Genomic DNA, 15793 nt, shown 5'->3' with positions numbered 1-15793 from the left:
TCCCGCTCTGTTCTATGCTGGAAGGTATGACCCATTCTTACGGAAGGGAGATGGCTATGGGCAATGAACCGAAGCGCCAAGATGAGCCGGAGCATGAGCAACCCCGGCGACATGAAGAGGAAAAACCCCAGACCTGGAAGCACCCGGACGACGGCACTGAGCTGTCCGAGCGGGATCAGGAGCGTCCGCTCAAGCCCTGATCAATGTTCGGCCGGGGCTAAAAAGCACCCTTGACGGGCCATGAACTGCCTCCACGAAGGGCTCTCCGTGGGGGCGGGTGTTACCTGGGTCGGGGTTTCGAATTCCGCCAGCGCGGCGCCGGTATCGGCATTGATCACCTTAACGCGACACCACCCACTGTCGGCGTCGGCAATCCCGCCTTTGAGCAAGTAGCGCTCTTGGGCGGCGAACTGGGTGTTGAACTCAATCACACAGCGCCGGCCGGCGCTTGCCAGGCCCGACACGATCAAGTGCAGCGGTTGGTCGGCGGCGATGTCCACGTAACTGTCGGGGCGCGAAGTACTGCCGTGCACCGCAAACAGTGCGGTTTCCTTACTCGGCGTTCCCACCCTGCCTTGCAGGCATTCATGATCCGTCGAAACGCTGACAGACAGCCATTCGTTGTAGCTGGCGTGGGTGCTCAACTCACTTTTGAGCTGTGCTCGCGGGCCTTCGAGCGGTGCCTTGTAGGGCGTCATGGCGGTACATCCGGCCAGTAACAGCGGTAGTGCGATGTTGCGGATGTTTATCAAGGCAATAGCATCCAGTTCAAAGAGGGGGCTATGAAACCAGCAACGAAACAGGAAAACCCGAAGCCAGCATCAGGTACGCCACCACTGCCGACAGGCACAGGCCGACAAACACCCGCAATAAGGTGCGGACGGTGGGGCGGGTGACAAAGCGGATAAGCCAGAGGCAGAACCCGGCCACCAGAATGGGCAGGCCAAAAATGACCAGCACGGTAGTGTTCCTGCGACGTTCGAGCGCTGTTTATAGTCCCAAAGCCGCGTGATGAACAGTGTGCACATAGACGCGGCCGGCCCGGCTTTCTAAACTGCGGCTTGTCTTGGGCTAGGGGCAGGCGCCGATGAATCGCAATGAATTACGCAAGGCCGACATCAACCTGATGGTGGTCTTCGAAGCACTGATGCTCGAGCGCAATGTGACGCGAGTGGCCGAGAAGCTGTTTCTCGGCCAGCCGACCATCAGTTCGGCCCTCAACCGTCTGCGTACCTTGTTCAACGACCCGCTGTTCATTCGCGTCGGCCATCGCATGGAACCTACCGCGCGCGCCGAGGAAATCATCCAGCACCTGTCGCCCGCCCTGGACTCACTGTCGTCGGCCTTGAGCCTGACCCACGATTTCGACCCGTCCGTCAGCACCATGACCTTTCGCATCGGACTGTCCGACGACGTCGAGTTCGGCCTGTTGCCACCGTTGCTGCGCGCCTTGCGCCAGGAAGCGCCGCAGGTGGTGTTCGTGGTGCAGCACGTGGACTATTGGCGGATTCCCGATCTGCTGGCGTCCGGCGATATTACCGTCGGCATCACCCAGACCCGTGGCCTGCCGGCGAATGCCAAGCGCAAGTTGCTGCGCCACATTCGTCCGCGACTGCTGCGCGCCGATGCCTCGGACACCCCGCTGACCCTCGATGAATATTGCTCGCGCCCCCATGTGCTGGTGTCCCACACCGCCAACGTGTCCGGGTTTGCCGATGAGTGGCTGGCGGAAATCGGCCGCAAGCGCCATGTGGTGTTGTCGGTGCCGCAATACAGCGCATTGCCCGCGCTGCTGGCCGGGACCGACTTGATTGCCAGCCTGCCGGACTACACGGCCGAGGCCATGGCGGTGTCGGGCAACCTGTTCTGCGAGCCGTTTCCGTTCGAGACGCCGACCCTGGATTTGTCCATGGTCTGGCTCAGTCATGTGGACACCGACCCGGCCGAACGCTGGGTGCGTTCGCGGCTGGAAGCGTTCATGAGCGATCGAGGTCAGGCGAACAAGGCCTGAGGCTTTTATCCGTGCTATATCTACAGACTTTCCTACGAATGACTCGGAGTCATCCATGCCACACCTGCACTTGGAATACACCGCCAACCTGACAAGCCTGGCCGTCGAGAAAACCCTGTTGCGGCTCAACAATGTGCTGATGGCGTCCGGGCAGTTCGGTTCCGAGTTCGATATCAAAAGCCGCGCTGTGAAGCTCGAGAGTTTTCAGGTGGGCACCTCCCTCAACCCACGCGGTTTCATCGCGGTGAAGCTGTCACTGCTCAGCGGGCGGTCGCCGCAGGTCAAGCAACAATTGTCGCAAAGCCTGCTGGCAGCGTTGCAGGATCTGGGCGACTGGCCGGCGGATCTACAGGTTCAGCTCAGCGTCCAGCTGGTCGACATGGATCGCGACTCCTACAGCAAAGTCGCCATCGGCTAATCCTCGCCACAGAAGTTAGAGTAATCCCTGATCCGCACACACCTTCACCACCTGTTCACGAAACCAGGTATTGGCACTGTCCTGTTCACTGCTTTCATTCCACTGCATATCCAGGGTGAACCCCGGCAATCCGTTGGGGGCCTCGCAGTGGCCGAACACCGTTGCCGGTGCCAGCAGTTTCTGCACGCGGCGCGGCAGGGTGACGATGAAGTCGGTGCCGGTGATCATCTTCAGCGCCGCGCTGTAGCTGTTGGCGCGGGCGATCACCTGGCGCTTTTGGGCCTGGCGCGCCAGCCAGCCGTCGATCATGTTGGTGTCGGAGGTCCATGGCGTGGGGAACACGTGGCGCCGCTCGACGAACGATTGCAGGCTGAATGCCGGCTCGCGCGGTGCCGAGCGTTTATCGAAGACGCACACCAGATCGTCCTCCAGCAGCATCTGGGTCTTGAAGTCTTTATGGGCGCGGTGAAAGTGCGGTCCGAAGCAGATCACCAGATCCAGACGGCCCTCGCGCAGGTCGTCGGCGGGGATGTCGGCTTCCAGTTTCTGCACATTGACGATCACCGGCAGGTCGGCGCGGTCGAAATGCTTCAACAGGCGCGGCAGGATCAGTTGTTCGAAGTACTCCGGCGCGCAGACATTGAAGGTCACGGCCTTCTGGGTCGGGTCGAAGGCCTGGCCACCGGCATGGCACAGGTTGATGCTTTCGAGGATCTTCTGCACATGGGCGTACATGGTGGTGGCCTTGTACGTAGGCCGCATGCCCGCCCGCGTGTTGATAAACAGCTCGTCTTCAAAACTGGTCCGCAGTTTCTTCAGGCTGTAGCTCACGGTGGACTGGCTGACGAACAGCGTTTCTGACACGTCGGTAACGCTGCTCTGGTCATAGACGGCGATAAACACCATCAAGTCCTGCATATCGAGTTTTCTGAGCAAGTTACTGTTTAACATCGGTTTCGTCCGTAAACCCCATGTACCGAAGTCAGTACAAGACAGCGCGAAAGCTTAACGGAACGGCCGTGCCAATAGAAAGCTCTGTAGGGCGTTTCAATGTTTTGCGTGGGACAAATACTGTTTGCAACACGACGTCAGCGAATATGTTGTGCGTAATGCCTTGGGTTGAAGCGCGTGACGATCAGCAGCATCACCACGACCACCGCCGTCAACGACCACCAGGCCCATTCGAAGCTGCCCAGCTGGTCACGGATCATCCCGGCGATCAGCGGCGACAGGCCGGCAATCAGGTAGCCGATGCCCTGCACGAATGCGGTAAGGCTCCCCGCGCGACGCGGGTTGTCGAGGTGGTCGAGGGACAGGATCAGGCTCATCGGGAACAACCCGCCGATACCCAGCCCCAGCAGGCACGGCCACAGCAAACTGAGGTGTTGCGGGCTGAGGATCAGGCCGCAGAACCCGAGGATGATCAGCCCCAGCAACACCGCCACCACCCCGCGTTTATCCCGGCGGCGGTTGGCGATGGCCGGCGCGACCAGGCCGGACACCACCTCCATCGCGGTCAGGAAACCCAGCAACAAACCGGCATTCTGTTCGCTCCAGCCTTGCTCCACGTAGTACGGCGCCAGCCACGCCAGCACGCAGGTGTAGGACGCCGTACCGAGGCCGAAAAAGATCGCCAGCAACCAGGCGCGGCCGTTGCCGAAAAACGATTCCTGAGGGCCGGCGGCGGCTTGGGGCAACGGTGGCAACACCGAGCGCTGGGCGTACCAGAACACCAGGGCCAGTAACGCCAGAAACGCCCAGATCGCCAGGCCGATGCGCCAGCTGCCGGTCTGCACCTGCACGAAGGGGGAGAACGCTGCCGCCAGCGCCGCGCCGCCCATGATAGCGGTGACGTAGAGGCCCATGAACAACGACACGTTTTCGCTGAACCGCGACTTGATCAGCGCCGGCATCAACGCCTGGATCATGGCGATGCCCACACCGGCGGCAATCGCGCTGACGATCAATTCCAGAGCCGAATCCAGGAACAGCCGCGACAACGTCGCCACGCCAATCACCAGCAGTGACAGCACAATGCTGCGGTGCTCGCCAACGCGCTTGGCCAGGCCCATGCCAAAGAACATCGCCAGGCCCATGGCCATGACCGGCAACATGGTCAGCAACGCCGCGCTGCTGAAACTCAACGGCACCTCGCCGCGAATCGACGACAACAACGGCCCCACGGCGGCCATCGACGGCCGCAGGTTAAGGGCGACCAGCACGACGCTGATCATCAGCCACACGGCGGTGGTGGGTTTTGCCTGAACGTTTTCCATGGGCCTGCCTTGAATGAACAAGGGCGAATCAGGCCACGCATGGGGGAGGGGGGCAAATGAGAAAGTCGCAGGGGCTATCTAAAAATTGCGGTTAACTGAAACACCGCAAGTCAAAGTGTGAGAGCGGGCAAGCCCGCTCACCACAGTTACAGTGTTCCTCCTTAACTGACTGGCATTAGGTGCAAGCTCCCTCCCATATTTGTTCTGCGTCGTCAGATAGACCGGATCACATGTTTGATCTCCTGAAACGCCGCCAGGCCCCACGGCCCCAGCTCACGGCCGATACTGCTCTGCTTGTAACCACCCCACGCCGTCTGCGGGAAGATCACCTGCGGTGCGTTGATCCACACCAACCCGGCCTGCAAGGCATTCGCCACGCGTTCGGTGGTCTCGACGCTACGGCTGACCACGCTGGCCACCAGGCCGAAATCGCTGTCGTTGGCCAGGGCAATGGCCTCTTCCTCAGTGGCAAAAGGTCGTACACACAGCACCGGGCCGAAGATTTCTTCGTTCCACAATGCACTGTCCAATGGCACGTCGGTAAACACGGTTGGGCGAATGAAGTAGCCCTTCGCCAGGTTCGCCGGGCGTTCGCCGCCACACACCAATCGCGCGCCAGCCTCAATGCCCCGTTGGATATGCCCCAGCACCCGCTGATACTGCACGCGGTTGATCAACGCGCCCATTTCCACGTCGTCGGCAAATGGGTCGGCGACGCGAATTGCTTCAGCCCGTGCCTGCAAGCGTTGCAGGAATTCATCCGCCAGGCTGTCGGCCACCAGCACGCGGCTGGTGGCGGAACACATTTGCCCGGCGTTGAAAAAACCACCGCCACACGCCAGCTCCACCGCCAGGTCGAGGTCGGCATCCGCCAGTACCAGCAGCGAAGATTTACCGCCTAATTCCAGGCTCACGCCCTTGATGGTTTCCGCTGCACGTTGCATCACCTGCACCCCCACGGCGTTGCTGCCGGTGAAGGAAATCTTCGCCACGCGACGGTCTGCCGCCAGCGGTGCACCAACGGCCAAGCCGGTGCCGCAGACCAGGTTGAACACCCCCGCCGGGCACCCCGCGTCAGCGATGATTTGCGCCAACTGCAACTCCGCCAAGGGCGTGACTTCCGAGGGCTTGAGCACCACGCAGCAACCGGCGGCAAGGGCCGGGGCGAGTTTCCAGGCGGTGGTGACCATCGGGAAATTCCACGGCACGATCAACCCCACCACGCCGCACGGCTCACGGCGCAGGCGCGCGCTGAAGTCATCGCTGGGCAGCGCCACCGGGCGGTCCTGGCCGGCGTCCATGTCGTCGGCGATACCGGCGTAGTACTCGAACGTGGCGATCACGTCGTCCACATCGATGCCGGCTTCAAACAGCGGCTTGCCGTTGTTGCTCGATTGCAGGTGCATCAACTGTTCGCGCTGCGCGCTGACGCCTTGGGCGATTTTGCGCAGCAGGCTGGCGCGATCACGGCCGCTACTTTTCGACCAGTCGATAAAGGCCGCGCTGGCTGCATCCACGGCCTCGGTCACGGCCTGCCCATCGCCGACGCTGACACGGGCCAGGGTCGCCTCGGTGGCCGGGTTGATCACCTCCAGCACGTCATGGCCGGCACGCCATGCGCCGTCGATATACACACCGTTCATTACTGCGCTCATACCGCTGGCTCCTGCATCCATAGGTCCTGGTCGATCTCAATCAGCGTCGGCCCCGGGCGATCGGCGGCGGCGCGCAAGGCGTTGCGCAGCTGTGCAACGCTGTGAGCGCTGTCGGCAGCACTGCCGAGGGCCTTGGCCACGCCGATAAAATCCGGGGTGTAGATGTCTACGCCGACCGGTTCGATGGCGCGGTTGAGCATGTATTTCTTGATCTCTTCATATCCCTGGTTATTCCACAGCAGCACGATGATCGGCGTGCGCGCTTCCACTGCGCTGGCCAGTTCCGGCAGGGTGAATTGCAGCCCGCCGTCACCGATCAAACACACCACCGGTTGCCCATCGCCACGGCCCAACCAGGCGCCGATGGCGGCCGGCAGGGCGTAGCCCAAGGTGCCGTAGCCGGTGGAGGAATTGAACCAGCGGCGCGGGTGATCGAGGTTCAGGGTCAGGTTGCCGCTGTACACCGGTTGGGTCGAATCGCCCACCAGCACGGCGCCCGGCAGTGCCTCCAGCACCGTATTGAGGAACAGGGTTTGCGCGCGGGTGGCGGCGTCCCAGGTGGGGGCCAGTTCGGCCCACAACCGGGCGACGCGCTGAGCGCCCCAGTCGATGTGGCGGGGGCCCAGCGGCGTGCGGTTCAAGTCGGCCAGCAAGGCATCGGCGGCGATCCTTGCGTCGGCCACCAAGGCGAGATGCGGCGGGTAGTTGCGCACGGTCTGGTCGGGGTCGATATCGACGCGCAGCAGCGCACCGGGTATCTCGAAGCCACCGGCGAAGGTCACGTCGTAGTCGGTCTCGGCCAGCTCGGTGCCGATGGCCAGCACCACATCGGCCTCGGCCACCAGCGCGCGGGTAGCGACCAGGGACTGAGTCGAGCCGATCAGCAGCGGATGCTCGGAAGGCAGCATGCCCTTCGCATTGATGGTCAGGGCCACCGGCGCGCCGAGGGCTTCGGCCAGGCGGGTCAATTCGGCGGCCGCCTCAATCGCGCCGCCACCGACCAGGATCAGCGGGCGTTTGGCGGCGGCGAGCAACTGGCTCATCTGCTTGACCGCCGCCGGTGCCGCACCGGCACGGGCGATGCTGACCGGTTGACTGCCGAGCAGTGCATCGGCGTTTTCCACCAGCACATCCAATGGAATCTCGATATGCACCGGGCGCGGCCTGCCGGCCTGGAACAACGCAAACGCCCGCGCCAGCACGGCGGGCAACTCCGCTGCCGACATCAAGGTATGGGAGAACGCCGCCACGCCGGCCATCATCGCGCCCTGGTTCGGCAGCTCATGCAGTTTGCCGCGCCCGCCGCCCAACTGGCTGCGCGATTGCACGCTGGAAATCACCAGCATCGGGATCGAGTCGGCATAGGCCTGGCCCATGGCCGTGGTGATATTGGTCATGCCGGGGCCGGTGATGATGAAACACACGCCCGGTTTGCCGCTGGTACGCGCATAGCCGTCGGCCATAAAGCCGGCGCCCTGTTCGTGGCGTGGGGTGACGTGGCGGATGCTCGAGCGGGCCAGGCCGCGATACAGCTCCACGGTGTGCACGCCGGGAATACCAAACACCTGGTCCACGCCGTAGCTTTCCAGGAGGTTGACCAATACTTCGCCACAGGTCGCCATAGGTGTCGCTCTTGTTATGGATTCGTGGCGGTATTGGAACGGCTGGCCCGTAGCGGCAACAATCGATAAAAAGTCATACTAGCCATGTCCTCACGTCATGGCTGCGCCCTTATGAAACGCCTTCCGCCCCTGCCCGCGCTGCATACCTTCTGGGTCACGGCCCAGTGCTGCAACTTCACCCGCGCCGCCGAGCAACTGCATATCACACAAGGTGCGGTGAGCCGGCAGATCGCCGGGCTGGAGAGCCATTTGGGCTACGCCTTGTTCCAGCGCCAGGCACGGGGGTTGAGCCTGACCGAAGAAGGTCGCGAGTGGTCGCAACGGGTGCAGCAGGTGTTTGGCCTGCTCGGTGACGCGGTGGAGCAGATCGGCAATCGCCGCCATACCCTGCAAATCAAGGCCTCCACCTGCGTAATGCGCTGGTTGTTGCCGCGCCTGATGCAATGGCAGCGGGAGCGCCCGGACGTTCCGGTGGAACTCACCACCACCGTGGCCTACAGCGTGGATTTTCGTCGCGAGCAATTCGACGCGGCGGTGATCTATGCGCCCATCGCCGAGCAATCGGCCGAGGCGCGGCATTTGTTCGATGAGCAACTCACCCCGGTCTGCGCACCGGCGCTGCTCGCCGGTTTGCACACCCCGGCGGACTTGCAGCAACAGGTGCTGTTGCACCCCACGCGGGATGAGCGCGATTGGGCGCGCTGGCTCCAGGCGGCGGATACGCGGTTGAGCAACGTGAGCCAGGGGCATCATTTCGAGACGTTGGACTTGGCGATGAACGTGGCCTCCCAGGGCTCCGGGGTGGCGATGGGCGACAGTGCGTTGATGGGCGAGGATCTCAAGGCGGGGCGCTTGGCGATGCCGTTTGAACTGCGGGTACCGACGGGGAAGGGGTACTACCTGGTGTATCCGCCGGGGACGGTGCCGTCGGCAGGGCTTGAAGCGCTGATGAACTGGCTGGTTGATCAGGCAACCTCCGCGAAAATCCCGTAGCAGCTGCCGAGCGCAAGCGAGGCTGCGTTGCGGTGTGTCAGGTACACCGCTGACGCAGCCTCGCTTGCGCTCGGCAGCTGCTACGGGAGTGGGAGGGAGGTCAGTAACCGACGGTGAAGCGCTGGCGCGAGTGCTTCGGTGTTTCCACTTCATCGAGCATGGCGATGGCGTAGTCGGCAAAGCTGATCGAGCTGCTACCGTCACTGCTCACCAGCAAGTCATCCTGGCCCAGACGGAATTTACCGGTGCGCTGGGTGCCATCGAACAAGGCCGACGGCGACAGGAACGTCCAATCCAGGTCCTTTTCCTGACGCAGCACGTCGAGAAACGCGGCCCCTGCACTGGCTTCGGCTTTGTATTCCGCCGGGAAGCCCTCGCTGTCGATCACACGCCCGCCACCGGGCAGCAGCAACGAACCGGCGCCGCCCACCACCAGCAGGCGTTTCACCCCGGCTTTTTTTACCGGGCCGATCACGGCGCTGGCGGGCAGGGTGGCGAAATGTGCCGCGCTGATCACCACATCGCTGCCGCTGATGGCTTGTTCCAGGGCATTGGCATCCAGTGCATCAACCTGCTTGACGGTGACGCCGGGGCGTACAGCCAGCTTGTCGGTGTTACGCGCGATAGCCACCACGCTATGCCCACGACGCAGGGCTTCTTCCAGCAATTGGCTGCCGGCACGGCCGGTGGCCCCAATGATTGCGATCTTGCTCATGATGTTCTCCAGTACGGTCAGGGTTTAAAGGCATTCACCACTTCATTTCGCCCTTGGCGACTTTGGCGCTCAGTTCCAGCGAGCTTTCGTCGGCGAGGGTGGGGTAGCGCTTTTTCATGGCCGCGATCAGGGCGGCGGCGTCCTTGGCCTTGGCGGTTTCTACGTCGAAGGCCTTGATGTAGTCGGCAGTAAAGGCCACGGCTTGCGGTGACGGCGTGCCCAGGTAGTGGCCAGGAATCACCGTGCGTGGCTTCAACTGTTCGATGCGTTGCAGGGTCGCAAGCCAGTCTTTATGGGATTGCGCGCTTTGGGTGTCGGCCATCCACAGGTGAATGTTTTGCGCGACCACCACGCCCCCGACCACGGCCTTGATCGACGGGATCCACACGAAGCTGCGGTCCGGCTGCGGGCCATCCAGGCCGATCACCTCCAACTGCTGCCCTTCAAGGGTCAGGCTGTGGCCTTGCAGCACCTGGGGCACGATGGTTTTGCCCGGTTTGTCGGCACCCATTTTCGGGCCCCAGAACTCAAGTTTGCCGGCCACGGTGGCGTTGATATGGTCGACCACCGGTTGCGGCGCCAGCACCTTGGCGTCGGGGAACGCGGCCGTCAGGGTGTCGAGGCCGAAGTAGTAATCCGGGTCGCCATGGCTGATGTAGATGGTGGTCAGGTGTTTGCCGCTGGCGCGGATCTTCTGCACCAGTTGCTCGGCCTGGCCCTTGCCGAATTGCGCGTCCACCAGGATCGCGTCTTTGGCACCGCTGACCAGCACCGAGCTGACCGGGAAGATCGCCGCCTCGCCAGGGTTGTAGACATCCAGGGTCAGGTCGGCCGCCGCTGCATGGCCGGCAAACGCCAAGGCAGCGGTGAAGGTCAAGCGCTTGAGGGTTGAGAACATCGGGCAGCTCCAGCAGTGGATTCAAAGGATGCACAGAGCTTAGTTGCACTAAACCGAACTAAAAATGCGATGCTAGGACATAGTTTGTTTCTGAAATCGGGCAAATCATGGATCGTCTTCAAGCAATGCGCGTGTTTGTCACGGTGGTGGACCTGGGCAGTCAGTCCGCCGCCGCCGACCATCTGGACCTGTCGCGCCCGGTGGTGTCGCGTTACCTGGCCGAGCTGGAAGACTGGGTCGGCGCGCGCCTGTTGCACCGCACCACGCGCAAGCTCAGCCTCACGGCGGCCGGTGGCGAAACCCTGCCACGCTGTCGGCAACTCCTGGAGTTGTGCGGTGATATGCAGGCCGCCGTCAGTGAGCCTGATAAGGCGCCCCGTGGCCTGTTGCGCCTGAGTGTCAGCACCTCGTTCGGCCAGGCGCAATTGGCCGAGGCCATTGCCGAGTACGTCAAGCGCTATCCCCTGGTGACCATTGACCTGCAAATGCTCGACCGCACGGTGAACCTGGTGGACGAGCGCATCGACCTGGCCATCCGCACCAGCAACGACCTGGACCCCAACCTGATCGCCCGGCGCCTGACGGTCTGTCGCTCCGTGGTGTGCGCAACCCCGGCCTACCTGTTGGAGCACCCGGCGCCGCAGAAAGTCGAAGACTTGGCCCGGCACAACTGCCTGACCCATTCGTACTTCGGCAAAAGCCTGTGGCATTTCGAGGAGCACGGCGAGCACGTCTCGGTGCCGGTGCACGGCAATATCACCGCTAACGAAGCCAGTACGTTGTTACGCGTGACGCTGGCCGGCGCGGGTGTGGCGATGCTGCCCAGCTACCAGGCCGGCGATCACATCCGCCGTGGTGAACTGGTACGTCTGCTACCCGAGGCCGAACCCCGGCAGATGAACATCTACGCGGTCTATGCGTCACGCAAACACATGCCTTCGGCGCTGCGCAGCCTGCTGGATTTCCTGGTGGTGAGGTTCCCCGAGGAGCCGGTGTGGGATAGGTGTCTTTAGGGCGACATAACCCTGTTGAATGTCGCCCAATAATGGCAACTCGCCCTGGTTGACCTATGCTTTAAACAGCACCCTGTAGATCCGCTCAGAGGTCTGTGCCATGAGCATTAAAACCCGCAAATACCTGATGATTTTCTTCCTCTGCGCCTTGGCGACCGGCCTGTATGGCACCGCCGCCTACCGCGTGGAGCAGACCCGGATGCAGCCGACCTTTGCGATCAGCTGCCATCAGGACCAATGCGTTCCCCACACCGGCAGTTTCAGTGCACTCAGGTAGACGGCTGTTCGGCCTTGAGTTGCTCGCGAAACGCCTTGGGTGAGAACCCGACCCGTCGGCGGAACAGCCGAGAGAAGTTGGTCGGGTCGGAAAAACCCAGTACTTCCGACATTTCGTTGATGGTCATGCTGGTGTAGGTCAGCAGGCGCTTGGCCTCGAGTAATTGACGGTCATGCATGATCTGCAAGGCAGGCTGCCCGCCCAGTTCCCGACACGTCCCATTCAGGTGTGAGACCGAGATACCCAGTTTGTGGGCCAGATCCTCAATCTTCGGGTGTTCCCGATAGTGCTGTTCAACCAATTGCGTAAAGCGCCGGAAATACTCGCGGCCCCTTGGCGCGCGCGGGTGGCGACGCTGGATGGCCTGGCGGCTGATCCACACCAGCAGCACACTGACCAGCGCGTGCATCAGCATGTCCCGGGCCGGTTGGTCGTCGGCGTATTCGTCCTGCAGGCGGGCGAACTGGCTGTTGAGGTAATCACTGTCCTTGCCCGCCGGGTAGCTGCCCAGGGTCTGCAAACCGCCTGCCGTTGCGCCCAGTTGGGCTTGCAAGTGGCTGACCAGCGGTGCCGCCAGGGTAACTACATAGCCTTCCACATCTTCGGCAAAGCGAAACCCATGCACGCACAACGGCGGCAATACCTGCAGCGTGGCTTCGTTGAGGGTGGTGCGCTGGCCTTCGATTTCCAACTCGGCCTGGCCTTTGTGCACGTACAGCAGTTGGCACAGATCCGCGTGCCGGTGGGGCTGGATTTCCCACTGGTATTCCCGACTGCGCCGGGAAATGGTTTCGCAGTGCAACAAATCGGGGGTCGGCCATTGCTGGCTTTCTCCGTAAAGCTTGAAGACCGGAATCGCGGTGTTGGTCATGGTTTCAATCCGATACTCAGGACAGTGGTGCGGTAATCGCCCAAATTGGCAAAAAGCGCAGGTTTTGTCGCAGTTTTCACCTTCTTATACTGCGCACTCAAGTGAAAACTGTCAGCCACAAGATCAATGACAACTCTTTCACTCGATCCGTTCGGGTGGAACTTGCGGGCGATAAAAATAATGAAAACCCTGAAAACCCAAGTCGCCATTATCGGCGCTGGTCCCTCCGGACTCTTGCTCGGCCAGCTGTTGCACAACGCCGGTATCCAGACCCTGATCCTGGAGCGCCAGAGTGCCGACTACGTACAAGGCCGTATCCGCGCCGGGGTGCTGGAACAAGGCATGGTCAACCTGCTGCGCGAGGCGGGCGTGAGCCAGCGCATGGATGCCGAAGGCCTGGTACATGATGGCTTCGAGCTGGCGCTGGACGGTCAACTGACCCACATCGACCTCAAGGCGCTGACCGGCGGCCAATCGGTGATGATCTACGGCCAGACCGAAGTCACCCGCGACCTCATGGCCGCCCGCGCCGCCGCTGGCGCCACCACGCTGTATGAAGCGCGCGACGTGCAGCCCCATGATCTTAAAAGTGATCGACCCTGGCTGACGTTCGAGCATCAGGGCCAGGCGTTTCGCCTGGAGTGCGACTACATCGCCGGTTGTGATGGGTTCCACGGTGTGGCGCGCCAGTCGATCCCGGCTGAATCGCTGAAGGTGTTCGAGCGTGTCTACCCCTTCGGTTGGCTGGGCATCCTTGCCGACACCCCGCCGGTGCACGCGGAACTGGTGTACGCCAAGCATTCACGGGGCTTTGCGCTGTGCAGCATGCGTTCACCGACGCGCAGCCGCTATTACCTGCAAGTGCCGGCCGAGGAGCCGGTAGGCGAATGGTCGGACGAACGCTTCTGGGCGGAACTGAAAACCCGGCTGCCCAACGCTTTGGCTGAACAACTGGTCACCGGCCCCTCCATCGAAAAAAGCATCGCGCCCCTGCGCAGTTTTGTGGTGGAACCGATGCAGTACGGGCGCCTGTTCCTGCTCGGCGATGCGGCCCATATCGTGCCGCCCACCGGGGCCAAGGGCTTGAACCTGGCGGCCAGCGACGTGAGCACCCTGTTCCGGATTTTGCTCAAGGTGTATGGCGAGGGGCGCGTGGACTTGCTCGAACGTTATTCCGCCATCTGCCTGCGCCGGGTGTGGAAGGCCGAACGGTTTTCCTGGTGGATGACCTCGATGTTGCATCAATTCCCTGAGTCCGACGGATTCAGCCAGCGCATTGCCCAGAGCGAGCTGGAGTACTTCATCCACTCCGAAGCCGGGCGCCAGACCATCGCGGAAAATTACGTCGGACTTCCTTACGAGCCTATCGAATAGCCTGCTATCGTATCGAGCATTCCCGCGGGCTGCCTTTTCCCGCGGGCCCTGCTCGAAGGTTCTGCCGTGACTCAGCTCAATCAGCCCGCGCCACCGCTCCCCGCGGTGCGCAGTATTCTCGCCTCGTTGATGATGGCGATCTTCCTCGGTGCCCTGGACCAGACCATCGTCGCCGTGTCCATGCCCGCCATCTCCGCGCAATTCCACGACGTCAACCTGCTGGCCTGGGTCATCTCCGGCTATATGGTGGCGATGACGGTGGCGGTGCCGATCTACGGCAAGCTCGGCGACCTCTACGGGCGGCGGCCGATGATGCTGATCGGCATGGGCCTGTTCACCGTCGCTTCGTTGTTCTGCGGCATGGCCCAGAGCATGGAGCAACTGGTGCTGGCGCGGGTGCTGCAGGGCATCGGCGCCGGCGGAATGATCTCGGTGAGCCAGGCGATCATCGGCGACATCATCCCGCCCCGTGAGCGCGGGCGCTATCAGGGCTATTTCAGCAGCATGTACGCAGTGGCCAGCGTGGCCGGGCCGGTGTTGGGCGGCTACATGACCGAGTATTTATCCTGGCGCTGGGTGTTCCTGATCAACCTGCCGCTGGGCGCCGGTGCCTGGTACGTGGCCCATCGCACCCTGGTGGGGCTGCCGGCGCCGCAACGCAAGCCGATCATCGATTACCTCGGCACGGTGCTGATGATCATCGGCCTCACCGCCTTGCTGTTGGGCATTACCGAAATCGGCCAGGGCCATCATTGGCGTGACAGCCAGGTGTTGGGGCTGCTGGCCTGTGCCCTGGTGGCATTGACCCTGTTCGTCTGGCACGAGCGCCGCGCCCGCGAGCCGTTGCTGCCGATGCACCTGTTTGCCAACCGCAGTGCGGTGCTGTGCTGGTGCACGATTTTCTTCACCAGCTTCCAGGCGATTTCCCTGACGGTGCTGATGCCCTTGCGCTTTCAGACAGTGACCGGCGGCGGTGCCGACAGCGCCGCCTTGCATTTGCTGCCCCTGGCGATGGGCCTGCCCATCGGCGCCTATTGCGCCGGGCGCATGACCTCGGTGACCGGGCGTTACAAACCGATGATCCTCAGCGGCGCGCTGTTAAGCCCGCTGGCGATCCTGGGCATGGCCTACAGTGCGCCCCAGGATATGCTGCTGACCGGCGTGTTCATGTTGCTGTGCGGGATCGCCGCCGGCATGCAGTTCCCCACCTCCCTGGTGGGGGCGCAGAACTCGGTGGAGCAACGGGACATCGGCGTTGCTACCAGCACCACCAACCTGTTCCGCTCCCTGGGCGGCGCGGTGGGGGTGGCGTGCATGTCGGCGTTGCTGCTGGCGTTGTTGCAGGACTCCAGCTTCGCCCATCTGGCCAGCGGTGCGCTGGTGGCCGAAGGCGGTTCCGGCAACGTGCTGCTTGACGGCCTGAACGCCGCGCCAGGCCCGGCGCAGGATGCCCTGCGCGGGGAGCTGGGGGTGACGTTCCGGCATTTGCTGCTGGTGAGTGCGGGGGTGTCGCTGCTGGGGTTGGCGGCGGCGATCGCGATGCCCAATCGCGTGCTGCGCGGGCGGGAAGACAAAACTCGCTGACTGACACAATAGAGACCTAATGTGGGAGGGGGCTTGCCCCCGGAGGCCATGGGTATCTACACAACTTTTCAGCCCCTGACAAATCT

General features: G+C 62.6%; 17 protein-coding genes. 8 read left to right on the top strand and 9 right to left on the bottom strand.

The genetic code is table 11. The features are described 5' to 3' along the window. Positions 1–56: 56 nt before the first annotated feature. Positions 57–200, top strand: a complete 144-nt coding sequence (locus PspCFBP13509_RS31470) for a hypothetical protein (RefSeq protein ID WP_162844254.1) — start codon at positions 57–59, stop codon at positions 198–200. On the opposite strand, the gene PspCFBP13509_RS00555 is transcribed toward PspCFBP13509_RS31470, so the two are convergent. Next, the gene (locus PspCFBP13509_RS00555) at positions 201–698 is read right to left on the bottom strand and encodes a hypothetical protein (protein ID WP_137211429.1); all 498 of its coding nucleotides are present in this window, start codon (positions 696–698) and stop codon (positions 201–203) included. It lies immediately after the preceding gene. An 82-nt stretch (positions 699–780) separates the two neighbouring features. Then, the gene (locus PspCFBP13509_RS00550) at positions 781–960 is read right to left on the bottom strand and encodes a hypothetical protein (RefSeq protein WP_137211428.1); all 180 of its coding nucleotides are present in this window, start codon (positions 958–960) and stop codon (positions 781–783) included. 127 nt (positions 961–1087) lie between these two features. Between PspCFBP13509_RS00550 and PspCFBP13509_RS00545 the strand changes: the two genes are divergently transcribed. Then, positions 1088–2011 carry a LysR substrate-binding domain-containing protein gene (locus PspCFBP13509_RS00545; RefSeq protein ID WP_065928200.1) on the top strand — a complete coding sequence of 308 codons (924 nt, stop codon included), beginning with the start codon at positions 1088–1090 and terminating at the stop codon, positions 2009–2011. A gap of 55 nt (positions 2012–2066) precedes the next feature. After that, complete coding sequence (locus PspCFBP13509_RS00540; RefSeq protein ID WP_065928199.1) at positions 2067–2429, top strand: 5-carboxymethyl-2-hydroxymuconate Delta-isomerase; 363 nt, start codon at positions 2067–2069, stop codon at positions 2427–2429. A 15-nt stretch (positions 2430–2444) separates the two neighbouring features. Here the strand turns inward: PspCFBP13509_RS00540 and PspCFBP13509_RS00535 are convergent, their stop codons facing one another. The 4 genes from PspCFBP13509_RS00535 to PspCFBP13509_RS00520 form a co-directional block, all read right to left on the bottom strand. After that, positions 2445–3380, bottom strand: a complete 936-nt coding sequence (locus PspCFBP13509_RS00535) for a LysR family transcriptional regulator (RefSeq protein ID WP_137211427.1) — start codon at positions 3378–3380, stop codon at positions 2445–2447. 137 nt (positions 3381–3517) lie between these two features. Beyond that, positions 3518–4705, bottom strand: a complete 1188-nt coding sequence (locus tag PspCFBP13509_RS00530; protein ID WP_137211426.1) for a cyanate transporter — start codon at positions 4703–4705, stop codon at positions 3518–3520. Between the two features lie 212 nt (positions 4706–4917). Further along, positions 4918–6360, bottom strand: coding sequence for an aldehyde dehydrogenase family protein (locus PspCFBP13509_RS00525; protein WP_065928196.1), 1443 nt, complete (start codon positions 6358–6360; stop codon positions 4918–4920). Next, on the bottom strand, positions 6357–7982 hold the full coding sequence (locus PspCFBP13509_RS00520; protein WP_137211425.1) for a 5-guanidino-2-oxopentanoate decarboxylase: 1626 nt from the start codon (positions 7980–7982) through the stop codon (positions 6357–6359). The genes PspCFBP13509_RS00525 and PspCFBP13509_RS00520 overlap by 4 nt, the downstream gene beginning before the upstream one ends. 111 nt (positions 7983–8093) lie before the next feature. On the opposite strand from PspCFBP13509_RS00520, the gene PspCFBP13509_RS00515 reads away from it, so the two are divergent. Next, a complete protein-coding gene (locus PspCFBP13509_RS00515; RefSeq protein WP_065947379.1) occupies positions 8094–8975 on the top strand; it encodes a LysR substrate-binding domain-containing protein in 882 nt (293 codons plus the stop codon). A 100-nt stretch (positions 8976–9075) separates the two neighbouring features. Here the strand turns inward: PspCFBP13509_RS00515 and PspCFBP13509_RS00510 are convergent, their stop codons facing one another. Beyond that, complete coding sequence (locus PspCFBP13509_RS00510; protein ID WP_065947380.1) at positions 9076–9690, bottom strand: NAD(P)-dependent oxidoreductase; 615 nt, start codon at positions 9688–9690, stop codon at positions 9076–9078. 34 nt (positions 9691–9724) lie between these two features. Beyond that, a complete protein-coding gene (locus tag PspCFBP13509_RS00505; RefSeq protein WP_065928192.1) occupies positions 9725–10588 on the bottom strand; it encodes an MBL fold metallo-hydrolase in 864 nt (287 codons plus the stop codon). Positions 10589–10695: 107 nt separating this feature from the next. Here PspCFBP13509_RS00505 and PspCFBP13509_RS00500 point away from each other — a divergent pair, with 107 nt between their 5' ends. Next, positions 10696–11601 carry a LysR family transcriptional regulator gene (locus PspCFBP13509_RS00500; protein ID WP_065928191.1) on the top strand — a complete coding sequence of 302 codons (906 nt, stop codon included), beginning with the start codon at positions 10696–10698 and terminating at the stop codon, positions 11599–11601. A gap of 100 nt (positions 11602–11701) precedes the next feature. Beyond that, on the top strand, positions 11702–11878 hold the full coding sequence (locus tag PspCFBP13509_RS31465; RefSeq protein ID WP_162844255.1) for a hypothetical protein: 177 nt from the start codon (positions 11702–11704) through the stop codon (positions 11876–11878). Here the strand turns inward: PspCFBP13509_RS31465 and PspCFBP13509_RS00495 are convergent. Beyond that, the gene (locus PspCFBP13509_RS00495) at positions 11871–12749 is read right to left on the bottom strand and encodes a helix-turn-helix domain-containing protein (RefSeq protein ID WP_065947382.1); all 879 of its coding nucleotides are present in this window, start codon (positions 12747–12749) and stop codon (positions 11871–11873) included. The genes PspCFBP13509_RS31465 and PspCFBP13509_RS00495 overlap by 8 nt on opposite strands. A gap of 189 nt (positions 12750–12938) precedes the next feature. Between PspCFBP13509_RS00495 and pobA the strand changes: the two genes are divergently transcribed. Beyond that, positions 12939–14123 (top strand): 4-hydroxybenzoate 3-monooxygenase, encoded by a 1185-nt coding sequence (pobA, locus tag PspCFBP13509_RS00490; protein WP_174562733.1) that lies wholly within the window; start codon positions 12939–12941, stop codon positions 14121–14123. Between the two features lie 66 nt (positions 14124–14189). Further along, a complete protein-coding gene (locus PspCFBP13509_RS00485) occupies positions 14190–15707 on the top strand; it encodes an MDR family MFS transporter (RefSeq protein WP_065928188.1) in 1518 nt (505 codons plus the stop codon). Positions 15708–15793: the final 86 nt, after the last annotated feature.

The organism is Pseudomonas sp. CFBP13509, assembly GCF_005233485.1.
GTDB lineage: Bacteria > Pseudomonadota > Gammaproteobacteria > Pseudomonadales > Pseudomonadaceae > Aquipseudomonas > Aquipseudomonas marginalis.
Note: the sequence above shows the minus strand (reverse complement) of the source record. Positions and strands in the feature narration are given on the sequence as shown.

Bases quoted from the DNA above. Each gene is read 5' to 3' on its own strand.
- PspCFBP13509_RS31470 (WP_162844254.1), top strand. From the start codon at position 57: ATGGGCAATGAACCGAAGCGCCAAGATGAGCCGGAGCATGAGCAACCC.
- PspCFBP13509_RS00555 (WP_137211429.1), bottom strand. From the start codon at position 698: ATGACGCCCTACAAGGCACCGCTCGAAGGCCCGCGAGCACAGCTCAAA.
- PspCFBP13509_RS00545 (WP_065928200.1), top strand. From the start codon at position 1,088: ATGAATCGCAATGAATTACGCAAGGCCGACATCAACCTGATGGTGGTC.
- PspCFBP13509_RS00540 (WP_065928199.1), top strand. From the start codon at position 2,067: ATGCCACACCTGCACTTGGAATACACCGCCAACCTGACAAGCCTGGCC.
- PspCFBP13509_RS00535 (WP_137211427.1), bottom strand. From the start codon at position 3,380: ATGTTAAACAGTAACTTGCTCAGAAAACTCGATATGCAGGACTTGATG.
- PspCFBP13509_RS00530 (WP_137211426.1), bottom strand. From the start codon at position 4,705: ATGGAAAACGTTCAGGCAAAACCCACCACCGCCGTGTGGCTGATGATC.
- PspCFBP13509_RS00525 (WP_065928196.1), bottom strand. From the start codon at position 6,360: ATGAGCGCAGTAATGAACGGTGTGTATATCGACGGCGCATGGCGTGCC.
- PspCFBP13509_RS00520 (WP_137211425.1), bottom strand. From the start codon at position 7,982: ATGGCGACCTGTGGCGAAGTATTGGTCAACCTCCTGGAAAGCTACGGC.
- PspCFBP13509_RS00515 (WP_065947379.1), top strand. From the start codon at position 8,094: ATGAAACGCCTTCCGCCCCTGCCCGCGCTGCATACCTTCTGGGTCACG.
- PspCFBP13509_RS00510 (WP_065947380.1), bottom strand. From the start codon at position 9,690: ATGAGCAAGATCGCAATCATTGGGGCCACCGGCCGTGCCGGCAGCCAA.
- PspCFBP13509_RS00505 (WP_065928192.1), bottom strand. From the start codon at position 10,588: ATGTTCTCAACCCTCAAGCGCTTGACCTTCACCGCTGCCTTGGCGTTT.
- PspCFBP13509_RS00500 (WP_065928191.1), top strand. From the start codon at position 10,696: ATGGATCGTCTTCAAGCAATGCGCGTGTTTGTCACGGTGGTGGACCTG.
- PspCFBP13509_RS31465 (WP_162844255.1), top strand. From the start codon at position 11,702: ATGAGCATTAAAACCCGCAAATACCTGATGATTTTCTTCCTCTGCGCC.
- PspCFBP13509_RS00495 (WP_065947382.1), bottom strand. From the start codon at position 12,749: ATGACCAACACCGCGATTCCGGTCTTCAAGCTTTACGGAGAAAGCCAG.